Raw genomic sequence first — 20,679 nt, 5'->3', positions numbered from 1 at the left:
TTTGCGGTATGAAGAAACCAGACAGCCGATTCCTGCAGCACAGGTGGCGTCATCCAGGCCCACCTAGCCAGGTTCGCTTCCCGCCCGTAACAACGCGGATACGGGGAGAGCGGTAGTCACTTTGCGGCGCAACAGACCGTGCCGTATGGCTTCGACATAAGGTGACCGAGTATGGATGACCAAGGACGCAACCCTTCCTCCAGCAAGCCAATCCTCTATGTGCTCGATACCAACGTCCTGATTCACGATCCCAACGCGTTACTGAACTTCGAGGAGCACCACGTCGCCATCCCGATGACGGTGCTGGAGGAACTCGACAAGCTCAAGACTGGCAAACAGACCATCGCCGCGGAATGCCGCCAGGCCATCCGCCTGATCGACCAGACCCTCGGTGACGCTTCGCCCAGCGATGTCGAGCAGGGCGTGCCGATCCAGCGTAACAAGAGTGGTCCCAAGGGCTTTCTGTCGATTCTGATGAGCCCGCGCAACGAACCGAGCAAGTTGCTGCCGGAAAACCTCAACGACAACATCATCATCAACACCCTGCTCGACGTACGCAGCCGGCGCACCGATCTGGACGTGGTGCTGGTCACCAAAGATATCAACATGCGCCTGAAGGCGCGCGCCTGTGGCATTGCGGCCGAGGACTACAGCACTGACCAGCTGGTCGATGACGTGTCCTTGCTGTCCAAGGGTTACCACTCGGTTACCGGCTCGTTCTGGGACCGCGTCAGCAAAGTCGACACCCGCCAGGAGCGCGGCCGCACCTGGCATCGGGTGCAGATGATCGACAATCTGCCGGCAGTGCACATCAACGAGTTCATCATCGATGAGCAGGGTTTCGTCGGCTGGATCAAGGGTATCCGCAACGACGAGCTGCTATTGCTCGACCTGCACCAGGAGCCGCTGCTGCACCAGGAAGCCTGGGGCCTGAAGCCTCGCGACATCCACCAGAGCCTGGCGCTGTTCGCCCTGCTCGACCCGGATATCCACCTGGTCAACCTGACCGGCGCCGCCGGCTCCGGCAAGACCATCCTGGCGCTGGCTGCAGCCATCGAGCAGACCATGGTCAGCAAGCGCTACCGGCGCATCATCGCCACCCGCAGCGTGCAGGGGCTGGACCAGGAAATCGGCTTCCTGCCGGGCACCGAAGCCGAGAAGATGGAGCCCTGGCTGGGTGCCATCACCGACAACCTCGAAGCCTTGCACATGGATGACGAAAGCACCCATGGCAGTGTGGAGTACATCCTCGAACGCGTGCCGTTGCAGTTCAAGTCGCTTAACTACATTCGGGGTCGCAGCTTCCAGCAGAGCCTGATCCTGATTGACGAGTGCCAGAACCTCACGCCGCACCAGATGAAAACCATCATCACCCGTGCAGGCTCGGGTTCCAAAGTGGTCTGCCTGGGCAACCTGGCGCAGATCGACACCCCCTACCTGTCCGCGACCAGCTCGGGCCTGACCTACCTCACCGAGCGCTTCAAGGACTTCCCCCATGGTGTGCACATCACCCTGCAGGGTGTGCCACGTTCGGTGCTGGCCGAGTACGCCGAGTCGCATCTGTAACCCTCACCGCCGGGCGGTTCGCCGCCCGGCCTCTTCAAGCATGAACCCTCTGCTCAAACCTGACCCACAGGTTTACACTGGCTGTTCCCTTCACAGGAGCAGAGCAGTGCTGACACATCTTGATTCTCAGGGGCGGGCCAACATGGTCGACGTCACTGAAAAGGCCGTGACCGAGCGCGAGGCCACCGCCGAGGCGCGGGTGCGTATGTTGCCGCAGACCTTGCAGATGATCGTCGACGGTGAGCACCCCAAGGGCGACGTGTTCGCCGTGGCGCGCATCGCCGGGATCCAGGCGGCGAAGAAAACCAGCGACCTCATCCCGCTGTGCCACCCACTGATGCTGACCAGCGTCAAAGTCGAACTCAGTGCCGAAGGGCAGGACGCCGTGCGTATCGTCGCCCGCTGCAAGCTCGCCGGGCAGACCGGCGTGGAGATGGAAGCGTTGACTGCTGCCAGCGTTGCCGCGCTGACGATCTACGACATGTGCAAGGCGGTGGACAAGGGCATGGTCATCGAGCAGGTGCGCCTGCTGGAAAAGCTCGGTGGCAAGAGCGGGCACTACAAGGTGGAGGCATGATGAAGGTCAAGGTGATGTACTTCGCGCGATACCGCGAGCTGCTGGGTGTTGATGCCGAGCGTGTCGAGGGTGCATTCAATGTGCTCGACGATGTGCGCAAGGCGTTGGTGGCCAAGGGCGGGAAGTATGAGCTGCTGGCTGAGCAAAACTTGATGTGTGCGCGCAACGAAGAGCTGTGCAGGCTCGATGAACCGTTGGAAGAGGGCGATGAAGTGGCGTTCTTCCCGCCGGTGACCGGAGGCTGATCATGGCGGTGCGAGTGCAGGAAGGCGCGTTCGACCCGGGGGCCGAGGTCAATGCCATGCATGCGGCCAATGTCGGCGTGGGTGCGGTGGTCGGGTTTGTCGGCTACGTGCGGGATTTCAACGACGGTCGCGAAGTGGCAGGAATGTTCCTGGAGCACTATCCGGGGATGACCGAAAAGGCCTTGGCCAAGATCGTGGTGGAGGCCGAGCAGCGCTGGCCGTTGCTCAAGGTAGAGGTGCTGCACCGCATAGGGGCGCTGGAGCCGGGCGAGCCGATTGTGTTCGTGGGGGTGGCCAGTGCCCATCGGCAGGCGGCGTTCGATGCCTGCAACTTCATCATGGACTACCTGAAGACCCGGGCGCCGTTCTGGAAGAAGGAGAATACCCAGGAAGGGCCAAGGTGGGTGGAAGGGAAGCAGAGTGACCAGGATGCGGCGGGGCGCTGGTAGGCCTTTTTTTGATGGCCGGTGCTTCGCACCGGTTCGCGGGTAAGCCCGCTCCCACAGGTACTGCACAGATTTAAAGCCCTGTGACGTACCTGTGGGAGCGGGCTTGCCCGCGAAGAATCCAGCATCGGTCAGTGATGCTTGCGCGGCACCGGCTTCAGCAGCTCATCCGGCGGCATCTCACACTTGATCTTGCGCCCCAGCAGTTCTTCGATCGCCGGCAGCTGGTAGGAGTCATCCTCCCCGGCAAAGCTGATCGACACGCCACTGGTCCCCGCACGGCCTGTGCGGCCAATGCGGTGCACGTAGTCATCCGGGTCTTCCGGCAGGGTGAAGTTGATCACGTGGCTGATGCCATCGATGTGAATACCACGCCCCGCCACATCCGTCGCCACCAGCACGGTAATGCGCCCTTCGCGGAAGCTTTCCAGGGTACGAATGCGCTTGTGCTGCGGCACGTCGCCCGACAGCTGGGCGGCATTGATGCCGTCGCGTACCAGTTTCTCCTCGATGCGCCGCACTTCGTCCTTGCGGTTGGCAAACACCATCACCCGTTCCCATTTGTTCTGGGTCACCAGGTTGTACAGCAGCTTGTACTTGTCGCTGCCAGCCACGGCATACACGTGCTGCTCGACCGTTTCGCTGGCCACGTTCTCCGGCTCGATCTCGACGATGGCCGGGTTGGTGGTCCACTGCTTGGCCAGGTTCATCACGTCGTCGGTGAAGGTGGCCGAGAACAGCAGGGTCTGGCGCTCGCTTTTCGGCGGCGTCTGGCGAATGATCTGGCGCACTTGTGGGATGAAGCCCATGTCGAGCATGCGGTCGGCTTCGTCCAGCACCATCACCTCGACCATGTCCAGGTGCACTTCGCCGCGCTGGTTGAAGTCCAGCAGGCGACCTGGGGTGGCGACCAGGATGTCGCAGTGGCGAGCTTCCAGGGCCTTGAGCTGTTTGTCGAAGTCCATGCCGCCGACGAAGCTCATCACGTTCAGGCCGGTGTACTTGGTCAGGGCGATGGCGTCCTTGGCGATTTGCACCACCAGCTCGCGGGTGGGCGCGATGATCAGCGCGCGCGGTTCACCCATGTAACGCTCTTTGGGCGGCGGCGTCTGCTGCAGCTGGGAAATGATCGAAATCAGGAACGCGGCGGTTTTGCCGGTACCGGTCTGCGCCCGGCCGATGGCGTCCTGGCCACGCAGGGTGTAACCCAGCACCTGCGCCTGGATCGGCGTGCAGTACGGGAAGCCCAGGTCGTGGATGGCGTGCATCAGCTCGTTGGACAGCTTGAAGTCGTGGAAGCGGGTTTTGCCTTCCTGTGGCTCGACCACGAAGTCTTCCGGCTTCCACAGGCTGGCCTGCGGCTTGGGCTTGCGTTCGCGACGCGGTTTTTCCTTGGCCGGGGTGTCGGCGGCTGGCGTGGCGGCGGTGGGCTGTTCGGCCTTTGGGGCAGGTTTGGCGCGTGGGGCGGCCGGTTTGGGCGCGGGCCGGGCCTCTGTGGCCGGGGCGGGCGCAGGCGGCGACACGCTGGCAGCAGGAGCGGCGGCCTGTGGCGCGGCGTCTCCCTTGCCGAATATTTTCTTGAGTGCCTTGAGCACGATCGTCTCATCAACTGGTTAAGGAATGTACGCCGGGCAGTGTAATGCAAGAACCGGGCGCGGCGTAGTGGAATAGCCCTACAACTACAGGCGGTCCTCGCTTATTGCAGTTGCTTGGCCAGCCATTCGTGGATGTCGTTCAGCTCCTCGACCACCACCTCGTGCTCCATCGGGTACTCGTGCCAGCGGGCGGCCACGCCCCAGGTGTTCAGGTACTCGAAGGCGGTGCGGCCCATGGACGGGATGACCACCGGGTCGTGCACGCCGTGCAGGCACAGGGCCGGGGTGCGTTGCTGGCACGCACTCAACTGGTGCTGGTCGTTGAAGGTGGGGGCATAGGTGGACAGGGCAATCACCCCGCCCAGTGCTTCTTGCCACTTTATATAGGCAGTGTGCAGCACCACCGCGCCACCCTGGGAGAAACCGGCCAGGAAAATACGCGACAGGTTGATGCCTTTGGCCTGCTCGGCCTTGATCAGGGCAATCACCTGTTCGGCCGATTCCTCCAGCTGCGCTTCGTCAATGGCGCGGGCCGGGGTCATGGCCTTGATGTCGTACCAGCTGGGCATGGCGTAGCCGCCATTGATGGTCACCGGGCGGGTTGGGGCCTGGGGCATGATGAAGCGGGTGGTGGCCAGGCGCTCCTGCATGAATTCGGCCACAGGTAGGAAGTCGTAACGGTCTGCACCCAGACCGTGCAACCAGATCACACAGGCATCGGCGGTTTTCTGCGGTTCGAGAATCAGCGGGTTGGTCATGACTGCTCCGAAAGTGTGCGGGTCTTGTTATGGCGTGCGTGAAAAGAAGGCACTGGAAATGATTGTCGGAAAAAGAATGTCGCAACGATACAACTTTCCCTACTTGACGAGCGCTTAAACGCTACAGCCAGAAATTTTGGTACGCGCTTTGCTATTCAACCTGTGATGCAAAGGGCAGGCCGTGACGGTAACACCCTTTGCACGCGAAGGCTGTCATAGAACAGCCCATTGCGCCAATTGACCCAATAACAAGCCAATACGGGTCGGATACGCCTCAAAAGGGTGCGGTGCAATTCCGGCTCGATACAACAAGAGCGATTTGGAGGTTGTGAATGAAGATGTTGAAAACCACCCTGGCAGTCCTGACCGCTGCCGCCGCGCTGGGCGCCGTGAGCAACGCCCAGGCTGGCGCCACCCTCGATGCGGTAAAGAAGAAGGGCTTCGTCCAGTGTGGCGTGAGCGACGGTCTTCCGGGCTTCTCGGTCCCTGATGCGCAGGGCAAGATCGTCGGTATCGACGCCGATGTGTGCCGCGCAGTGGCCGCCGCCGTGTTCGGCGACGCGACCAAGGTCAAGTTCAGCCAGCTCAACGCCAAGGAACGCTTCACCGCCCTGCAGTCGGGCGAGGTCGACGTGCTGTCGCGCAACACCACCTGGACCAGTTCGCGCGATGCCGGCATGGGCCTGGTGTTTGCCGGTGTCACCTACTATGACGGTGTAGGTTTCCTGGTCAACAAGAAGCTGGGTGTTTCCAGCGCCAAGGAGCTGGATGGTGCGACCATCTGTATCCAGGCCGGTACCACCACCGAGCTGAACGTGTCGGACTTCTTCCGCGCCAATAACCTCAAGTACACGCCGATCACCTTCGACACCTCGGACGAAAGCGCCAAGTCGCTGGAATCGGGCCGTTGCGACGTGCTGACCTCGGACAAGTCGCAGCTGTTCGCCCAGCGCTCCAAGCTGGCCGCGCCGACCGAGTACGTGGTGCTGCCGGAGACCATCTCCAAGGAGCCACTGGGCCCGGTGGTGCGTAAAGGCGACGAGGAGTGGTTCAGCATCGTCAAATGGACTCTGTTCGCCATGCTCAACGCCGAAGAGGCGGGCATCACCTCGAAGAATGTCGAGGCCGAAGCCAAGGCCACCAAAAACCCGGACGTCGCCCGCCTGCTGGGCGCGGACGGTGAGTACGGCAAGGACCTCAAGCTGCCCAAAGACTGGGTAGTGCAAATCGTGAAGCAAGTCGGCAACTACGGCGAAGTGTTCGAGAAGAACCTGGGCCAGAGCACCGACCTGAAGATCGACCGTGGCATGAACGCCCTATGGAACAACGGCGGCATCCAGTACGCGCCACCTGTGCGCTGATGGCTGCACCCTGCGGCGGCATCCCGCCGCCGCAGGCTGTTCGAATCCCTACTGTCCGGGGCACTTCATGCAAAATCAAATCGGCGCACCCAAGGGCTTGTCCCTTAACGATCCGCGTGTGCGCGCGTGGCTGTTCCAGATCCTCACGATCGTTCTCGTGGTCGGCCTGGGCTGGTACCTGTTCCACAACACGCAAACCAACCTGCAACACCGGGGGATTACCTCGGGCTTCGACTTTCTCGACCGCAGTGCCGGCTTCGGCATCGCCCAGCACCTGATCCCGTATGTCGAATCCGACAGCTATGCGCGGGTGTTCGTCATCGGCCTGCTCAATACCCTGCTGGTGACCTTCATCGGTGTCATTCTGGCGACGATCCTGGGGTTCATCATCGGTGTGGCGCGGTTGTCGCCTAACTGGATGATCAACAAGCTGGCGACCGTGTATGTCGAAACCTTCCGCAACATCCCGCCGTTGTTGCAGATCCTGTTCTGGTACTTCGCCGTGTTTCTGACCCTGCCGGGACCGCGGGGCAGCATCAACATCGACGACACCTTCTTTATCAGCAACCGTGGCCTGAACATGCCCGGCGCTTCGATGGCCGACGGCTTCTGGCCGTTCGTTGTTGCCTTGGCCGTGGCGGTGGTGGCGATCGTGGCGATGGTGCGTTACGCCAACAAGCGCTTCGACGAGACCGGCGTGCCGTTTCACAAGTTCTGGGTGGGGCTGGCGTTGTTCGTCGCCATTCCGGGTTTGAGCGTGCTGCTGTTCGGTAGCCCGGTGACCTGGGAAGTGCCGCAACTGAAAGGCTTCAACTTCGTCGGTGGCTGGGTATTGATCCCCGAGCTGCTGGCGCTGACCCTGGCCCTGACGATCTATACGGCCGCCTTCATTGCCGAAATCGTGCGTTCAGGCATCCGTTCGGTCAGCCACGGCCAGACCGAAGCCGCACGCTCGCTGGGCCTGCGCGAGGGGCCGACCCTGCGCAAGGTGATCATCCCCCAGGCACTGCGGGTGATCATTCCGCCGCTGACCAGCCAATACCTGAACCTGGCGAAAAACTCGTCGCTGGCGGCCGGTATCGGCTATCCAGAGATGGTCTCGCTGTTTGCCGGTACCGTGCTCAACCAGACCGGCCAGGCCATCGAGGTGATTGCGATCACCATGAGTGTCTATCTCGCCATCAGCATCAGCATTTCGCTGCTGATGAACTGGTACAACAAGCGCATTGCGCTGATCGAGCGGTGAGGATACGCCTGTGAATGCCCATGTTTTCAAACCCGACATGCCGCCACCGGTGAAAACCGTCGGCGTGCTCGCATGGATGCGTGCCAATCTGTTTTCCAGCTGGCTCAACACGCTGCTGACCCTGTTTGCCATCTACCTGGTGTGGCTGATCGTGCCGCCGCTTATCCAGTGGGCGTTGATCGACGCCAACTGGGTCGGCACCACCCGCGCCGACTGCACCAAGGAAGGCGCCTGCTGGGTGTTCGTGCAGCAGCGCTTCGGCCAGTTCATGTACGGCTATTACCCGTTGGAGTTGCGCTGGCGCGTGGACCTGACCGTGTGGCTTGCCGTGCTCGGCGCTGCGCCGCTGTTCATCAAGCGTTTCCCGCGCAAGGCCTTCTATGGCCTGGGGTTCCTGGTGCTGTACCCGATCCTGGCCTACACCCTGCTGCATGGCGGCGTGCTTGGCCTGGAAACCGTGGCCACCAGCCAGTGGGGTGGGCTGATGCTGACCCTGGTGATCGCCACCGTGGGTATCGTTGGGGCCTTGCCGCTGGGGATCCTGCTGGCCCTGGGGCGGCGTTCGCGCATGCCGGCCGTTAAGGTGGTGTGCGTGACTTTCATCGAGTTCTGGCGCGGCGTGCCGTTGATCACCGTGCTGTTCATGTCGTCGGTGATGCTGCCGTTGTTCCTGCCTGAAGGCATGAGCTTCGACAAGCTGCTGCGGGCGATGATCGGCGTGATCCTGTTCCAGTCGGCGTACATCGCCGAAGTGGTACGCGGGGGCCTGCAAGCCATTCCCAAGGGCCAGTACGAAGCCGCTGCGGCCATGGGCCTGGGCTACTGGCGCGCGATGGGCCTGGTGATTCTGCCGCAGGCGCTCAAGCTGGTTATTCCCGGCATCGTCAATACCTTCATTGCCCTGTTCAAGGACACAAGCCTGGTGATCATCATCGGCCTGTTCGACCTGCTGAACAGCGTCAAGCAAGCCGCCGCCGACCCGGCCTGGCTGGGCATGGCCACCGAGGGCTATGTGTTCGCCGCCCTGGTGTTCTGGATTTTCTGTTTCGGTATGTCCCGCTACTCCATGCACCTGGAGCGCAAGCTGGACACTGGCCACAAGCGTTAGGAGTTTCGAAATGAGTGAAGCGATCAAGCAGCCTGCCGGCCCCGAAGGCATCATCCAGATGCAGGGTGTGAACAAGTGGTATGGCCAGTTCCATGTGCTCAAGGACATCAACCTGAACGTGCGCCAGGGCGAGCGAATCGTACTGTGCGGGCCGTCCGGTTCGGGCAAGTCCACCACCATCCGTTGCCTCAACCGCCTGGAAGAACACCAGCAGGGGCGCATCGTGGTGGATGGTGTGGAGCTGACCAACGACCTCAAGCAGATCGAGGCCATCCGCCGCGAGGTGGGCATGGTGTTCCAGCACTTCAACCTGTTCCCGCACCTGAGCATTCTGGAAAACTGCACCCTGGCACCGATGTGGGTGCGCAAGATGCCCCGGCGCAAGGCCGAAGAAATTGCCATGCATTATCTGGAGCGCGTGCGTATTCCGGAGCAGGCGCACAAGTACCCGGGGCAGTTGTCCGGTGGCCAGCAGCAGCGTGTGGCGATTGCCCGTGCACTGTGCATGAAGCCGAAGATCATGCTGTTCGACGAACCGACCTCGGCGCTGGACCCGGAAATGGTCAAGGAAGTGCTCGATACCATGGTGGGCCTGGCCGAGGATGGCATGACCATGCTCTGTGTAACCCACGAAATGGGCTTCGCCCGCACCGTGGCGAACCGGGTGATCTTCATGGACAAGGGGGAGATCGTGGAGCAGGCGGCGCCGGATGACTTCTTCGACCGGCCGCGCAGTGACCGGACCAAGTTGTTCCTCAGCCAGATCCTGCACTGATGCAAATGGGGCCGCTAAGCGGCCCCATTTTTTACTTCTCTTCTTGTGTGGCTGCTGGAGCAGGTGGTGGCCGCAGCCCCACCTCGGCAATCAGCTTCAACTGCTGCCCGTTGCGCATCACCTCGATGGTGATCTTCTCGTTGGGCTTGATCCGTGCCACCTGGTTCATCGACTTGCGCCCGTCACCGGCCGGTTCCCCGTTGATGCTCAGAATCACGTCACCCAGTTGCAGCCCGGCCTTGGCCGCCGGCCCTTCGCGGAAGATGCCCGCCACCACGATACCCGGGCGGTCCTTCATGCCGAACGACTCGGCCAGCTCCTGGCTCAGCGGCTGCACTTCGATGCCCAGCCAGCCACGGATCACCTGGCCATGCTCGACGATCGACTTCATCACCTCCAGCGCCAGTTTCACCGGAATGGCGAAGCCGATGCCCTGCGAACCGCCCGACTTGGAGAAGATCGCGGTATTGATGCCGACCAGGTTGCCATTGGCATCGACCAAGGCGCCGCCCGAGTTACCCGGGTTGATGGCGGCGTCGGTCTGGATGAAGTCTTCGTAGTTGTTCAGGCCCAGCTGGTTACGGCCGGTGGCGCTGATGATACCCATGGTGACGGTCTGGCCGACGCCGAACGGGTTGCCGATGGCCAGCGACACGTCGCCGATGTGAATGGTGTCGGAACGGCCGATGGTAATCGCCGGCAGGTTCTTCAGGTCTATCTTCAGCACTGCCAAGTCGGTTTCCGGGTCGCTGCCGATCACCCGGGCCAGGGTTTCGCGGCCATCCTTCAACGCCACGACGATCTGGTCGGCCCCGCTGGTGACATGGTTATTGGTCAGCAGGTAGCCCTCGGGGCTCATGATCACTGCCGAGCCCAGGCTCGACTCCCAGCGGCGCTGCTTGGGCAGGTTGTCGCCGAAGAAGCGGCGGAACTGTGGGTCTTCGAACAATGGGTGGGCGCTTTTGTTCACCACTTTGGTGGTGTACAGGTTGACCACCGCAGGCGCGGCCAGCGTCACCGCGTCGGCGTAAGACACCGGGCCCTGCATGATGCGGGTGGTTTGTGGCGCCTGTTGCAGGTTGACGTCCTGGCTGGGCAGGCCGACCCATTCCGGGAAGCGCTGGATGATCAGCATGGCGATCAGCACGCCGGTGAGCAGGGGCCAGCCAAAGTAACGAAACGCCTTGAACATGAACGAATCCTGGAAAGAGCAGGGGCCATTGGCCGCGCAGTGGGGCATGAGCGCGCGCGATCATACACCGGTTCCCCCAGTGCCGGCGACGGCCCATAATGGCCGGCATTATACGGGCGTTGCGCCCGAGAAAAGCGCAGTTTTCGAGGAGATTTTCATGGCCGTCGCTCTCAACACCCTGGTCGAGGAAGCCGAACGCTACCTGGGCAGCGCGAAGATCCAGGATTATTGCCCCAATGGCCTGCAGGTCGAAGGCCGGCCGCAGGTCAGCCGCATCGTCAGCGGTGTTACCGCCAGCCAGGCGTTGCTGGATGCCGCAGTCGAGGCCGAGGCCGACCTGGTACTGGTGCACCATGGTTACTTCTGGAAGGGTGAGAACCCGTGCATCACAGGCATTCGTCAGCGTCGGCTGAAGACCCTGCTGAACAACGATATCAGCCTGCTGGCGTTTCACCTGCCGCTGGATGTGCACCCGGACGTGGGCAACAACGTGCAGCTGGCACGGCAACTGGACATCACCGTCGAAGGGCCGCTGGACCCGGAAAACCCCAAGGTGGTGGGACTGGTCGGCTCGCTGGTCGAACCGATGACGGCCCGCGACTTTGCCCGGCGCGTGCAGGAAGTGCTGGGACGTGAGCCGTTGCTGGTGGAGGGAGACGAGATGATCCGCCGGGTCGGCTGGTGCACCGGTGGCGGGCAGGGTTACATCGATACGGCGATTGCGGCCGGAGTGGACTTGTACCTTACCGGAGAGGCATCCGAGCAGACCTACCACAGTGCACGGGAGAATGGCGTCAGCTTCATCGCGGCCGGGCACCATGCCACCGAGCGATATGGGGTGCAGGCGTTGGGTGATTACCTGGCGCGGCGGTTTGCCGTGGAGCATCTGTTTATCGATTGCCCGAACCCCATCTGAGATCGGCGTCGCCTGTTTCGCGCGCATGCCCGCGAAGGGCCGCAGGGCGGCCCCGTTTCAGCCCAAACCCCCAGTCATATCGTTAGACCTTTTCGATCTAGCCCGCCTCCTAAATAGAAGCACCCGCTGTGATAAAGTGGCTCGCTCGAACACGGCCCGCAGGCCGTCCATAAGATCGTTTTTCGTGAGTAGCCATGGTCGACAAACTGACGCACTTGAAACAGCTGGAGGCGGAGAGCATCCACATTATCCGCGAGGTGGCCGCCGAGTTCGATAACCCGGTGATGCTGTACTCGATCGGCAAGGATTCCGCCGTGATGCTGCACCTGGCGCGCAAGGCCTTCTTCCCGGGTAAGCTGCCGTTCCCGGTGATGCACGTCGACACCCAGTGGAAATTCCAGGAGATGTACAGCTTCCGCGACAAGATGGTCGAGGAAATGGGCCTGGAACTGATCACCCACGTCAACCCCGAGGGTGTGGCGCAGGGCATCAACCCGTTCACCCATGGCAGCTCCAAGCACACCGACATCATGAAAACCCAGGGCCTGAAGCAGGCACTGGACAAGCATGGTTTCGATGCCGCCTTCGGTGGCGCGCGCCGCGACGAAGAGAAGTCGCGGGCCAAGGAGCGTGTGTATTCGTTCCGGGACAGCAAGCACCGCTGGGACCCGAAAAACCAGCGCCCCGAGCTGTGGAACGTGTACAACGGCAAGGTCAACAAGGGCGAGTCGATCCGCGTCTTCCCGCTGTCGAACTGGACCGAGCTGGACATCTGGCAGTACATCTACCTCGAAGGCATCCCGATCGTGCCGCTGTACTTCGCCGCTGAGCGCGAAGTGATCGAGAAGAACGGCACCCTGATCATGATCGACGACGAGCGCATCCTCGAGCATCTCACCGATGAAGAGAAAGCGCGCATCGTCAAGAAGAAGGTGCGTTTCCGTACCCTCGGTTGCTACCCGTTGACGGGGGCTGTCGAGTCGGAAGCCGAAACGCTCACCGACATCATTCAGGAAATGCTCCTGACGCGCACTTCCGAGCGCCAGGGCCGAGTCATCGACCACGATGGCGCCGGTTCCATGGAAGACAAAAAACGTCAGGGCTACTTCTAATTTTCAGGGTTACTCCATGTCGCACCAATCCGATTTGATCAGCGAAGATATCCTCGCTTATCTGGCTCAGCACGAGCGCAAAGAACTGCTGCGTTTCCTCACCTGCGGTAACGTGGATGACGGCAAGAGCACCCTGATCGGGCGCCTGCTGCACGACTCGAAGATGATCTACGAGGACCACCTCGAAGCCATCACCCGTGATTCGAAGAAAGTCGGCACCACCGGCGAAGAAGTCGACCTGGCACTGCTGGTAGACGGCCTGCAGGCCGAGCGCGAGCAGGGCATCACCATCGATGTCGCCTACCGCTACTTCTCCACCGCCAAGCGCAAGTTCATCATTGCCGACACCCCGGGCCACGAGCAGTACACCCGCAACATGGCCACCGGTGCGTCCACCTGCGACCTGGCGATCATCCTGGTCGATGCCCGCTACGGCGTGCAGACCCAGACCCGCCGCCACAGCTACATCGCTTCGTTGCTGGGCATCAAGCACATCGTGGTCGCGGTCAACAAGATGGACCTCAAAGGCTTCGATCAGGACGTCTTCGAGTCGATCAAGGCGGATTACCTGAAGTTTGCCGACGCCATCAACCTGACCCCAAGCAGCCTGCACTTCGTGCCGATGTCGGCGCTCAAGGGCGATAACGTGGTCAACCACAGCGAGCGTTCGCCGTGGTACGCCGGCCCGACGCTGATGGAAATCCTCGAAACCGTCGAAGTGTCGGCCGACCGCAACTTCACCGACCTGCGCTTCCCGGTGCAGTACGTGAACCGCCCGAACCTGAACTTCCGCGGCTTCGCCGGCACCATCGCCAGCGGCGTGGTACACAAGGGCGACGAAATCGTCGTGCTGCCGTCGGGCAAGAGCAGCCGCGTCAAGTCCATCGTCACCTATGAGGGTGAACTGGAAAACGCAGGCCCAGGCCAGGCCGTGACCCTGACCATGGAAGACGAGATCGACATCTCCCGTGGTGACCTGCTGGTACACGCCGACAACGTACCGCCGGTGACCGACCAGTTCGACGCCATGCTGGTGTGGATGGCCGAAGAGCCGATGCTGCCGGGCAAGAAGTACGACATCAAGCGCGCCACCAGCTACGTGCCGGGCTCGATTGCCAGCATCACCCACAAGGTTGACGTGAATACCTTGGAGCAGGGCGCTGCCAGCGCACTGCAACTGAACGAGATCGGCCGCGTGAAGGTTGCCCTGGACGCTTCGATCGCGCTGGACGGTTACGACAGCAACCGCACCACCGGTGCGTTCATCGTCATCGACCGCCTGACCAACGGCACCGTCGGCGCCGGCATGATCATCGCCCCGCCAGTACTGCCGCACGGCAGCACCGGCCAGCATGGCAAGCAGGCTCACGTGTCCACCGAGGAGCGTGCACTGCGCTTTGGTCAGCAGCCAGCCACCGTGCTGTTCAGCGGCCTGTCCGGCGCTGGCAAGAGCACCCTGGCCTATGCCGTGGAGCGCAAGCTGTTCGATATGGGCCGTGCGGTGTACGTGCTCGACGGCCAGAACCTGCGCCACGACCTGAACAAGGGCCTGCCACAGGACCGTGCCGGGCGCACCGAGAACTGGCGCCGCGCCGCCCATGTGGCGCGCCAGTTCAACGAAGCCGGCTTGCTGACCCTGGCTGCGTTCGTGGCCCCGGATGCCGAAGGCCGCGAGCAGGCCAAGGCGCTGATCGGCAAAGACCGACTGGTGACTGTGTACGTTCAGGCATCGCCGCTGGCCTGCCGTGAGCGTGACCCACAAGGCCTGTACGCTGCCGGTGGCGACAACATCCCGGGCGAAAGCTTCCCGTTCGATGTGCCGCTGGATGCGGATCTGGTGATCGACACCCAGTCCACCAGCGTGGATGAAGGCGTGAAGCTGGTGCTGGACGTGCTGCGCCAGCGTGGCGCGATCTAAGCGCTGGCCTGCAATTAAAAACCCGCTTCGGCGGGTTTTTTTATTGTCTGGTTCCGGCTCCCACAGGTTCTCTGCTTGATCATTAACCAATGTTCAGATGTAGGAGCCACTTAGATGTGTTTCTCCGACACAGGTATCACCCGTCTTTCCTTCACCGCCTTGTAGGAAAAACTCGAATAGATCTCCTTCACCCCCGGCAACCGCTGCAGCACTTCCCGAGTGAATTCCCCGAACGACTCCAGGTCCCTTGCCAGGATCTCCAGCAAAAAGTCATAGCGCCCGGAGATGTTATGGCAGGCCACGATCTCAGGGATTTCCATCAGCCGCTGCTCGAACGCCAGTGCCATGTCCTTGGTGTGCGAGTCCATCATGATGCTGACGAACGCGGTCACGCCAAACCCTAGCGACTTGGGCGAGAGAATGGCCTGGTAGCCAGTGATGTAGCCGTTGTCTTCCAGCAGCTTGACCCGTCGCCAGCAGGGTGAGGTGGTGAGCGCCACCTGGTCGGCGAGTTCGGCGACGGTAAGGCGGGCGTTGTCTTGCAAGGCCGCGAGCAGGGCGCGGTCGGTGCGGTCGAGGCTTGAAGGCATGTTTTGCCCTCCTGGTCCGTTGATTATTGTTTTTGTTCCAACAAGCACGCAGATGGGTGGGCTATTTTGGAAAAAATCGGGCAGCTCGGTGGCATAAGCTTATAACAAACCACAAGAGGCTGTTGCCATGCGCGACTCCCATAACAACACCGGTTTTTCCACGCGGGCCATTCACCATGGCTACGACCCGCTTTCCCACGGTGGCGCGCTGGTGCCGCCGGTGTACCAGACCGCCACCTATGCCTTCCCCACTGTTGAATACGGCGCTGCGTGCTTTGCTGGGGAGGAGGCGGGGCATTTCTACAGCCGCATCTCCAACCCCACCCTGGCACTGCTGGAACAACGCATGGCTTCACTGGAGGGCGGTGAGGCGGGGTTGGCGTTGGCGTCGGGTATGGGCGCTATTACCTCGACCATCTGGACCCTGTTGCGGCCGGGTGATGAACTGATTGTCGGGCGCACCTTGTATGGCTGCACCTTCGCTTTTCTGCACCACGGTATTGGTGAGTTCGGGGTGAAGGTCCGCCATGTCGACCTGAACGATGCCAAGGCATTGAAAGCGGCGATCAACAGTAAAACACGGATGATCTACTTTGAAACGCCGGCTAACCCCAACATGCAACTGGTGGACATCGCGGCGGTTGCCCAGGCCGTGCAGGGGCATGATGTGCATGTCGTGGTGGATAACACCTACTGCACGCCTTACTTGCAGCGGCCACTTGAGCTGGGGGCGGACCTGGTGGTGCATTCGGCAACCAAGTACCTCAGTGGCCATGGCGACATCACCGCCGGCCTGGTAGTGGGGCGCAAGGCGCTGGTCGACCGTATTCGCCTGGAAGGGCTGAAAGACATGACCGGGGCGGTAATGTCGCCACATGATGCGGCGTTGCTGATGCGCGGGATCAAGACCCTGGCCCTGCGCATGGACCGGCATTGCAGCAATGCCCGGCAGGTGGCCGAGTTTCTGGCCCGGCAGCCGCAGGTGGAGCTGATTCATTACCCCGGTTTGCCGTCGTTCGCCCAGTACGAACTGGCGCAACGGCAGATGCGTTTGCCGGGCGGCATGATCGCTTTCGAGCTCAAGGGCGGTATCGAGGCGGGGCGGCGCTTCATGAATGCGCTACAGCTGTTTGCACGGGCGGTGAGCCTGGGGGATGCCGAGTCGTTGGCACAGCACCCGGCGAGCATGACGCACTCCAGTTACACGCCGCAAGAGCGGGCACATCACGGGATATCGGAGGGGCTGGTGAGGTTGTCGGTGGGTCTGGAGGATGTGGAGGATCTATTGGCGGATGTCGAGCAGGCATTGCAGGCTTGCAAATAGGTAAACCGAAAAAGGCCTCTTGCGAGGCCTTTTTCATGTTCAGCGGATTAACGCTTGAGCCCGTAGCTCTCATCCAGCATGCCCGGCGAGTTGGGCGCTTTCGGTGCATAGTCGCGTGGCACTTCGGCGGTGTCTTTCGGCGGGGTCAGGCGGTCACGTGGGCCTTGCGGCGCTTCGGAGTGCAGTGCAGCCAGCAGGCGTTGGCGAGTGACTTCATCCAGGGCCAGGCTGTTGGCGCCTTCGGCCAGGTGATCCTGCACGTCCTGGTAGCTTTGGGTCAGTTTCTTGACCAGCACGGCGGTGCTGTTGAAGTGGGTGACCACTTCGTTCTGGTAGCTGTCGAAACGCTTCTGGATGTCATCCAGCTGACGCTGTGTGCTGCTGGGCGCGGCATTGGGCAGCAGGCGGGCCACGACGAAACCGACGACCACGCCAATGACCAGGGCCAGGGTTGGCAACAACCAAACAAGGAGCGAGAGTTCCACGAGTCCTTCCTCTATAAACGGCTTTGCTTTACGTTAACGGCTCAGACCTGCGCTGTATACCGCGAGCGATCGCAAATCAGAACAGAATTCCTCACCTAGACGAATCGACCCCTCCCGAGGTCACGGAGTAGTGCCTTGCTTGTCCGCGAAACCCCCTTGTTCATCGATGGCCCCAGCGGCCAGCTGGAAGCCTTGTACCTTGATGTGGCCGATGCCCGTGGCGCGGTGCTGATCTGCCACCCCAACCCGGTCCAGGGCGGCACCATGCTCAACAAGGTGGTCTCGACCCTGCAACGCACCGCCCGCGATGCCGGTTACGTCACCCTGCGTTTCAATTACCGTGGCGTTGGCCAAAGCGCCGGCAGCCATGACATGGGCGCAGGCGAAGTGGCCGATGCCGACGCTGCCGCAGCCTGGCTGCGGGCCAGACATCCTGAACTGCCGCTGGTGCTGATGGGCTTCTCGTTCGGCGGCTTCGTCGCCACCAGCCTGGCCGGCCGCCTGGAGGCTGCAGGCACCGAGTTGCAGCACCTGTTCATGATCGCCCCGGCAGTCATGCGCCTGACGGCGGAATTCCCGCTGCCACAGCGCTGCCCGATCACCGTGGTGCAACCGGATGCCGACGAAGTCGTTGCGCCGCAGCTGGTTTACGAATGGTCTGACAGCCTGTCGCGCCCCCATGAGCTGCTGAAAGTGGCAGAATGCGGACACTTCTTCCATGGCAAGCTGACCGATCTGAAGGATCTGCTGCTGCCGCGCCTTTCGAACTGAGCCAAGCCTGAATAAGCGAACACCCATGACCACGCGCATCCTTACCGGTATCACCACCACCGGCACACCGCACCTGGGCAACTACGCCGGCGCCATCCGCCCGGCGATCCGTGCCAGCCAGCAGCCCGGTGTCGACTCGTTCTACTTCCTGGCCGACTACCACGCCCTGATCAAGTGCGACGACCCGCTGCGCATCCAGCGTTCGCGCCTGGAAATCGCCGCGACCTGGCTGGCCGGTGGCCTGGACCCGGACAAAGTGACCTTCTACCGCCAGTCCGACATCCCGGAAATCCCCGAGCTGACCTGGCTGTTGACCTGCGTTGCTGCTAAAGGCCTGCTGAACCGTGCCCATGCCTACAAGGCCTCGGTGGACAAGAACGTCGAGGCCGGCGAAGACCCGGACGCTGGCGTGACCATGGGCCTGTTCAGCTACCCGGTGCTGATGGCTGCCGACATCCTGATGTTCAACGCCAACAAGGTGCCGGTCGGCCGCGACCAGATCCAGCACGTGGAAATGGCCCGTGACATCGGCCAGCGCTTCAACCACCTGTTCGGCCAGGGCAAGGACTTCTTCGCCCTGCCGGAGGCGGTGATCGAGGAAAGCGTGGCGACCCTGCCAGGCCTGGACGGGCGCAAGATGTCCAAGAGCTATGACAACACCATCCCGTTGTTCACCAGCGCCAAGGACATGAAAGACGCCATCTCGCGCATCGTCACCGACTCGCGCGCCCCAGGCGAAGCGAAAGACCCGGACAATTCGCACCTGTTCACCCTGTTCCAGGCCTTCTCGACGCCTGAACAATGTGCCGGGTTCCGCGAAGAGCTGTTGCAGGGCCTGGGCTGGGGTGATGCCAAGCAACGCCTGTTCCAGCTGCTGGACGGTCAGTTGGCCGAAAAGCGTGAGTACTACCACCAGTTGATCGCCCGGCCGGCGGAGCTGGAAGACATCCTGCTGGCCGGCGCCGCCAAGGCCCGCAAGATCGCCACGCCATTCCTCGAGCAACTGCGCGAGTCTGTAGGCCTGCGTTCGTTCCGCAGTGGCGTCCAGGTCAATACCGAAGTGAAGAAGAAAGCCGCCAAGAGCGCGCGTTTCGTCAGCTTCCGCGACGAAGACGGCAGCTTCCGCTTCCGCCTGCTGGCCGCTGATGGCGAGCAACTGCTGCTGTCGCGCAGCTTTGCCGATGGCAAGAGTGCCGGCGCCGTCAGCAAGCAGTTGCAGCAGGGTGGCGAGGCGGATGTGCGCGTCGACGGCCTGGGCTTCGGCCTGTGGCTGAACGGCGAGCAGGTGGCTGACGGGCCGCAGTTCGACAGCGCCGAAGCCCGTGATGCAGCTATTCAAAGCCTGCGTGATGCCCTGGCACCCCAGCAGGACTGAGGATGTTTATCTGTGGGAGCGGGCAAGCCCGCGAAGCAGGCACCGCGGTGCGTGGCACCGACTTCGCCGGTGTTCGCGGGCGCGCCCGCTCCCACAGGATTCCACTCGGACTGAGGCATATTGACGCAAGTCTCATTGCCATTAAGCGGGCCTGTCGCTACAGTGACGGCCCGTTTTTTGTTGCCTCGCTAACGAATCATGACTCCCTTAGAACGCTATCAAGCAGATCTGAAACGTCCCGACTTCTTCCATGACGCGGCGCAGGAAACTGCGGTGCGTCACCTGCAGCGCCTGTACGACGACCTGGTGCACGCGCAGAACAACAAGCCGGGCGTGTTCGGCAAGCTGTTCGGCAAGAAGGAGCAGACCCCGGTCAAGGGCCTGTACTTCTGGGGTGGGGTAGGGCGAGGCAAGACCTACCTGGTCGATACCTTCTACGAAGCGCTGCCGTTCAAGCAGAAGATGCGTACGCACTTCCACCGCTTCATGAAGCGTGTGCACGAGGAAATGAAAACCCTCAAGGGCGAGAAGAACCCGCTGACCATCATTGCCAAGCGCTTCAGCGAAGAAGCCAAGGTAATCTGCTTCGACGAATTCTTCGTGTCGGACATTACCGATGCCATGATTCTCGGCACCTTGATGGAGGAGCTGTTCAAGAACGGCGTGTCGCTGGTGGCTACCTCCAACATCGTGCCGGACGGCCTGTACAAGGACGGCCTGCAACGTGCGCGCTTCCTGCCGGCCATCGCCATGATCAAGCAGTACACCGACGTGGTGAACGTCGACAGCGGCGTCGACTACCGCCTGCGTCACCTGGAGCAGGCCGAGCTGTTCCACTTCCCGCTCAACGATGCGGCGCATCAGAGCATGCGCGCCAGCTTCAAGGCGCTGACCCCTGAGTGCACCCAGGCGGTCGAGAATGACGTGCTGATGATCGAGAACCGCCCGATCAATGCGCTGCGTACTTGCGATGACGTTGCCTGGTTCGACTTCCGCGCCCTGTGCGACGGGCCGCGTAGCCAGAACGACTACATCGAGCTGGGCAAGATTTTCCATGCGGTGCTGCTGAGCAACGTGGAGCAGATGGGCGTGACCACCGACGACATCGCCCGCCGTTTCATCAACATGGTGGACGAGTTCTACGACCGTAACGTCAAGTTGATCATTTCGGCTGAGGTGGAGCTGAAGGATCTGTATACCGGTGGGCGTCTGAGCTTCGAGTTCCAGCGCACCCTGAGCCGGTTGCTGGAGATGCAGTCGCACGAATTCCTGTCGCGCGCACACAAGCCCTAAAGGCAGCGGCAAGCTACAAGCTTCAA

At 61.8% G+C, this 20,679-nt stretch carries 20 protein-coding genes; 15 read left to right on the top strand and 5 right to left on the bottom strand.

What is annotated here, in order from left to right; translation table 11 throughout:
* Positions 1-171 precede the first annotated feature (171 nt).
* The 4 genes from ACF8MI_RS26870 (at position 172) to moaE (ending at position 2,837) form a co-directional block, all read left to right on the top strand.
* Positions 172-1,566, top strand: a complete 1,395-nt coding sequence (locus ACF8MI_RS26870) for a PhoH family protein (protein ID WP_012274097.1) — start codon at positions 172-174, stop codon at positions 1,564-1,566.
* A gap of 106 nt (positions 1,567-1,672) precedes the next feature.
* Positions 1,673-2,143 carry a cyclic pyranopterin monophosphate synthase MoaC gene (gene moaC / locus ACF8MI_RS26865; protein WP_003251775.1) on the top strand — a complete coding sequence of 157 codons (471 nt, stop codon included), beginning with the start codon at positions 1,673-1,675 and terminating at the stop codon, positions 2,141-2,143.
* Positions 2,143-2,388 carry a molybdopterin converting factor subunit 1 gene (moaD, locus tag ACF8MI_RS26860; RefSeq protein ID WP_060499775.1) on the top strand — a complete coding sequence of 82 codons (246 nt, stop codon included), beginning with the start codon at positions 2,143-2,145 and terminating at the stop codon, positions 2,386-2,388. The genes moaC and moaD overlap by 1 nt, the downstream gene beginning before the upstream one ends.
* A gap of 2 nt (positions 2,389-2,390) precedes the next feature.
* Positions 2,391-2,837 carry a molybdopterin synthase catalytic subunit MoaE gene (gene moaE, locus ACF8MI_RS26855; RefSeq protein WP_060499776.1) on the top strand — a complete coding sequence of 149 codons (447 nt, stop codon included), beginning with the start codon at positions 2,391-2,393 and terminating at the stop codon, positions 2,835-2,837.
* Positions 2,838-2,965: 128 nt separating this feature from the next.
* Here moaE and rhlB read toward each other — a convergent pair whose 3' ends face one another.
* Together rhlB and ACF8MI_RS26845 are read right to left on the bottom strand one after the other, a co-directional pair.
* Positions 2,966-4,429 (bottom strand): ATP-dependent RNA helicase RhlB, encoded by a 1,464-nt coding sequence (gene rhlB, locus ACF8MI_RS26850; protein WP_060499777.1) that lies wholly within the window; start codon positions 4,427-4,429, stop codon positions 2,966-2,968.
* Positions 4,430-4,530: 101 nt separating this feature from the next.
* Entirely contained in the window at positions 4,531-5,187 is a 657-nt protein-coding gene (locus ACF8MI_RS26845) for an alpha/beta hydrolase (RefSeq protein ID WP_060499778.1), read from the bottom strand.
* 332 nt (positions 5,188-5,519) lie between these two features.
* Between ACF8MI_RS26845 and ACF8MI_RS26840 the strand changes: the two genes are divergently transcribed.
* The 4 genes from ACF8MI_RS26840 to ACF8MI_RS26825 all read left to right on the top strand — a co-directional run bounded on the left by ACF8MI_RS26840 (position 5,520) and on the right by ACF8MI_RS26825 (position 9,677).
* On the top strand, positions 5,520-6,548 hold the full coding sequence (locus tag ACF8MI_RS26840) for an amino acid ABC transporter substrate-binding protein (protein ID WP_016713531.1): 1,029 nt from the start codon (positions 5,520-5,522) through the stop codon (positions 6,546-6,548).
* A 67-nt stretch (positions 6,549-6,615) separates the two neighbouring features.
* Positions 6,616-7,794: an amino acid ABC transporter permease gene (locus ACF8MI_RS26835; protein ID WP_060499779.1), complete on the top strand. Its 1,179-nt coding sequence runs from the start codon at positions 6,616-6,618 to the stop codon at positions 7,792-7,794.
* Positions 7,795-7,804: 10 nt separating this feature from the next.
* Positions 7,805-8,902, top strand: coding sequence for an amino acid ABC transporter permease (locus tag ACF8MI_RS26830; protein WP_104833384.1), 1,098 nt, complete (start codon positions 7,805-7,807; stop codon positions 8,900-8,902).
* Positions 8,903-8,912: 10 nt separating this feature from the next.
* The gene (locus ACF8MI_RS26825) at positions 8,913-9,677 is read left to right on the top strand and encodes an amino acid ABC transporter ATP-binding protein (protein ID WP_003251792.1); all 765 of its coding nucleotides are present in this window, start codon (positions 8,913-8,915) and stop codon (positions 9,675-9,677) included.
* A gap of 31 nt (positions 9,678-9,708) precedes the next feature.
* Here ACF8MI_RS26825 and algW read toward each other — a convergent pair whose 3' ends face one another.
* On the bottom strand, positions 9,709-10,869 hold the full coding sequence (gene algW, locus ACF8MI_RS26820; protein ID WP_019098030.1) for a Do family serine endopeptidase AlgW: 1,161 nt from the start codon (positions 10,867-10,869) through the stop codon (positions 9,709-9,711).
* A 157-nt stretch (positions 10,870-11,026) separates the two neighbouring features.
* Here algW and ACF8MI_RS26815 point away from each other — a divergent pair, with 157 nt between their 5' ends.
* The 3 genes from ACF8MI_RS26815 to cysN all read left to right on the top strand — a co-directional run bounded on the left by ACF8MI_RS26815 (position 11,027) and on the right by cysN (position 14,815).
* Positions 11,027-11,785 (top strand): Nif3-like dinuclear metal center hexameric protein, encoded by a 759-nt coding sequence (locus tag ACF8MI_RS26815; RefSeq protein ID WP_104833383.1) that lies wholly within the window; start codon positions 11,027-11,029, stop codon positions 11,783-11,785.
* A gap of 194 nt (positions 11,786-11,979) precedes the next feature.
* On the top strand, positions 11,980-12,897 hold the full coding sequence (gene cysD, locus ACF8MI_RS26810) for a sulfate adenylyltransferase subunit CysD (RefSeq protein ID WP_013974136.1): 918 nt from the start codon (positions 11,980-11,982) through the stop codon (positions 12,895-12,897).
* Positions 12,898-12,913: 16 nt separating this feature from the next.
* A complete protein-coding gene (cysN, locus tag ACF8MI_RS26805) occupies positions 12,914-14,815 on the top strand; it encodes a sulfate adenylyltransferase subunit CysN (RefSeq protein WP_016713536.1) in 1,902 nt (633 codons plus the stop codon).
* Between the two features lie 110 nt (positions 14,816-14,925).
* Here the strand turns inward: cysN and ACF8MI_RS26800 are convergent, their stop codons facing one another.
* Positions 14,926-15,405, bottom strand: coding sequence for an Lrp/AsnC family transcriptional regulator (locus ACF8MI_RS26800; protein ID WP_016498026.1), 480 nt, complete (start codon positions 15,403-15,405; stop codon positions 14,926-14,928).
* Positions 15,406-15,532: 127 nt separating this feature from the next.
* Between ACF8MI_RS26800 and ACF8MI_RS26795 the strand changes: the two genes are divergently transcribed.
* Positions 15,533-16,729 (top strand): methionine gamma-lyase, encoded by a 1,197-nt coding sequence (locus ACF8MI_RS26795; protein ID WP_060499783.1) that lies wholly within the window; start codon positions 15,533-15,535, stop codon positions 16,727-16,729.
* A gap of 47 nt (positions 16,730-16,776) precedes the next feature.
* Here the strand turns inward: ACF8MI_RS26795 and ACF8MI_RS26790 are convergent, their stop codons facing one another.
* On the bottom strand, positions 16,777-17,214 hold the full coding sequence (locus ACF8MI_RS26790; protein ID WP_016713539.1) for a YhcB family protein: 438 nt from the start codon (positions 17,212-17,214) through the stop codon (positions 16,777-16,779).
* Between the two features lie 135 nt (positions 17,215-17,349).
* Between ACF8MI_RS26790 and ACF8MI_RS26785 the strand changes: the two genes are divergently transcribed.
* From ACF8MI_RS26785 to zapE, 3 genes are all read left to right on the top strand, one after another.
* Positions 17,350-17,985: an alpha/beta hydrolase gene (locus tag ACF8MI_RS26785; RefSeq protein ID WP_060499784.1), complete on the top strand. Its 636-nt coding sequence runs from the start codon at positions 17,350-17,352 to the stop codon at positions 17,983-17,985.
* 25 nt (positions 17,986-18,010) lie between these two features.
* Complete coding sequence (locus ACF8MI_RS26780) at positions 18,011-19,360, top strand: tryptophan--tRNA ligase (protein ID WP_060499785.1); 1,350 nt, start codon at positions 18,011-18,013, stop codon at positions 19,358-19,360.
* A gap of 198 nt (positions 19,361-19,558) precedes the next feature.
* The gene (zapE, locus tag ACF8MI_RS26775) at positions 19,559-20,653 is read left to right on the top strand and encodes a cell division protein ZapE (protein WP_060499786.1); all 1,095 of its coding nucleotides are present in this window, start codon (positions 19,559-19,561) and stop codon (positions 20,651-20,653) included.
* Positions 20,654-20,679: the final 26 nt, after the last annotated feature.

Source organism: Pseudomonas sp. yb_9, assembly GCF_043103635.1.
Classification (GTDB): domain Bacteria; phylum Pseudomonadota; class Gammaproteobacteria; order Pseudomonadales; family Pseudomonadaceae; genus Aquipseudomonas; species Aquipseudomonas monteilii.
Note: the sequence above shows the minus strand (reverse complement) of the source record. Positions and strands in the feature narration are given on the sequence as shown.

Bases quoted from the DNA above. Each gene is read 5' to 3' on its own strand.
- ACF8MI_RS26870 (WP_012274097.1), top strand. From the start codon at position 172: ATGGATGACCAAGGACGCAACCCTTCCTCCAGCAAGCCAATCCTCTAT.
- moaD (WP_060499775.1), top strand. From the start codon at position 2,143: ATGAAGGTCAAGGTGATGTACTTCGCGCGATACCGCGAGCTGCTGGGT.
- moaE (WP_060499776.1), top strand. From the start codon at position 2,391: ATGGCGGTGCGAGTGCAGGAAGGCGCGTTCGACCCGGGGGCCGAGGTC.
- ACF8MI_RS26845 (WP_060499778.1), bottom strand. From the start codon at position 5,187: ATGACCAACCCGCTGATTCTCGAACCGCAGAAAACCGCCGATGCCTGT.
- ACF8MI_RS26840 (WP_016713531.1), top strand. From the start codon at position 5,520: ATGAAGATGTTGAAAACCACCCTGGCAGTCCTGACCGCTGCCGCCGCG.
- ACF8MI_RS26835 (WP_060499779.1), top strand. From the start codon at position 6,616: ATGCAAAATCAAATCGGCGCACCCAAGGGCTTGTCCCTTAACGATCCG.
- ACF8MI_RS26825 (WP_003251792.1), top strand. From the start codon at position 8,913: ATGAGTGAAGCGATCAAGCAGCCTGCCGGCCCCGAAGGCATCATCCAG.
- algW (WP_019098030.1), bottom strand. From the start codon at position 10,869: ATGTTCAAGGCGTTTCGTTACTTTGGCTGGCCCCTGCTCACCGGCGTG.
- ACF8MI_RS26815 (WP_104833383.1), top strand. From the start codon at position 11,027: ATGGCCGTCGCTCTCAACACCCTGGTCGAGGAAGCCGAACGCTACCTG.
- cysD (WP_013974136.1), top strand. From the start codon at position 11,980: ATGGTCGACAAACTGACGCACTTGAAACAGCTGGAGGCGGAGAGCATC.
- cysN (WP_016713536.1), top strand. From the start codon at position 12,914: ATGTCGCACCAATCCGATTTGATCAGCGAAGATATCCTCGCTTATCTG.
- ACF8MI_RS26800 (WP_016498026.1), bottom strand. From the start codon at position 15,405: ATGCCTTCAAGCCTCGACCGCACCGACCGCGCCCTGCTCGCGGCCTTG.
- ACF8MI_RS26795 (WP_060499783.1), top strand. From the start codon at position 15,533: ATGCGCGACTCCCATAACAACACCGGTTTTTCCACGCGGGCCATTCAC.
- ACF8MI_RS26780 (WP_060499785.1), top strand. From the start codon at position 18,011: ATGACCACGCGCATCCTTACCGGTATCACCACCACCGGCACACCGCAC.
- zapE (WP_060499786.1), top strand. From the start codon at position 19,559: ATGACTCCCTTAGAACGCTATCAAGCAGATCTGAAACGTCCCGACTTC.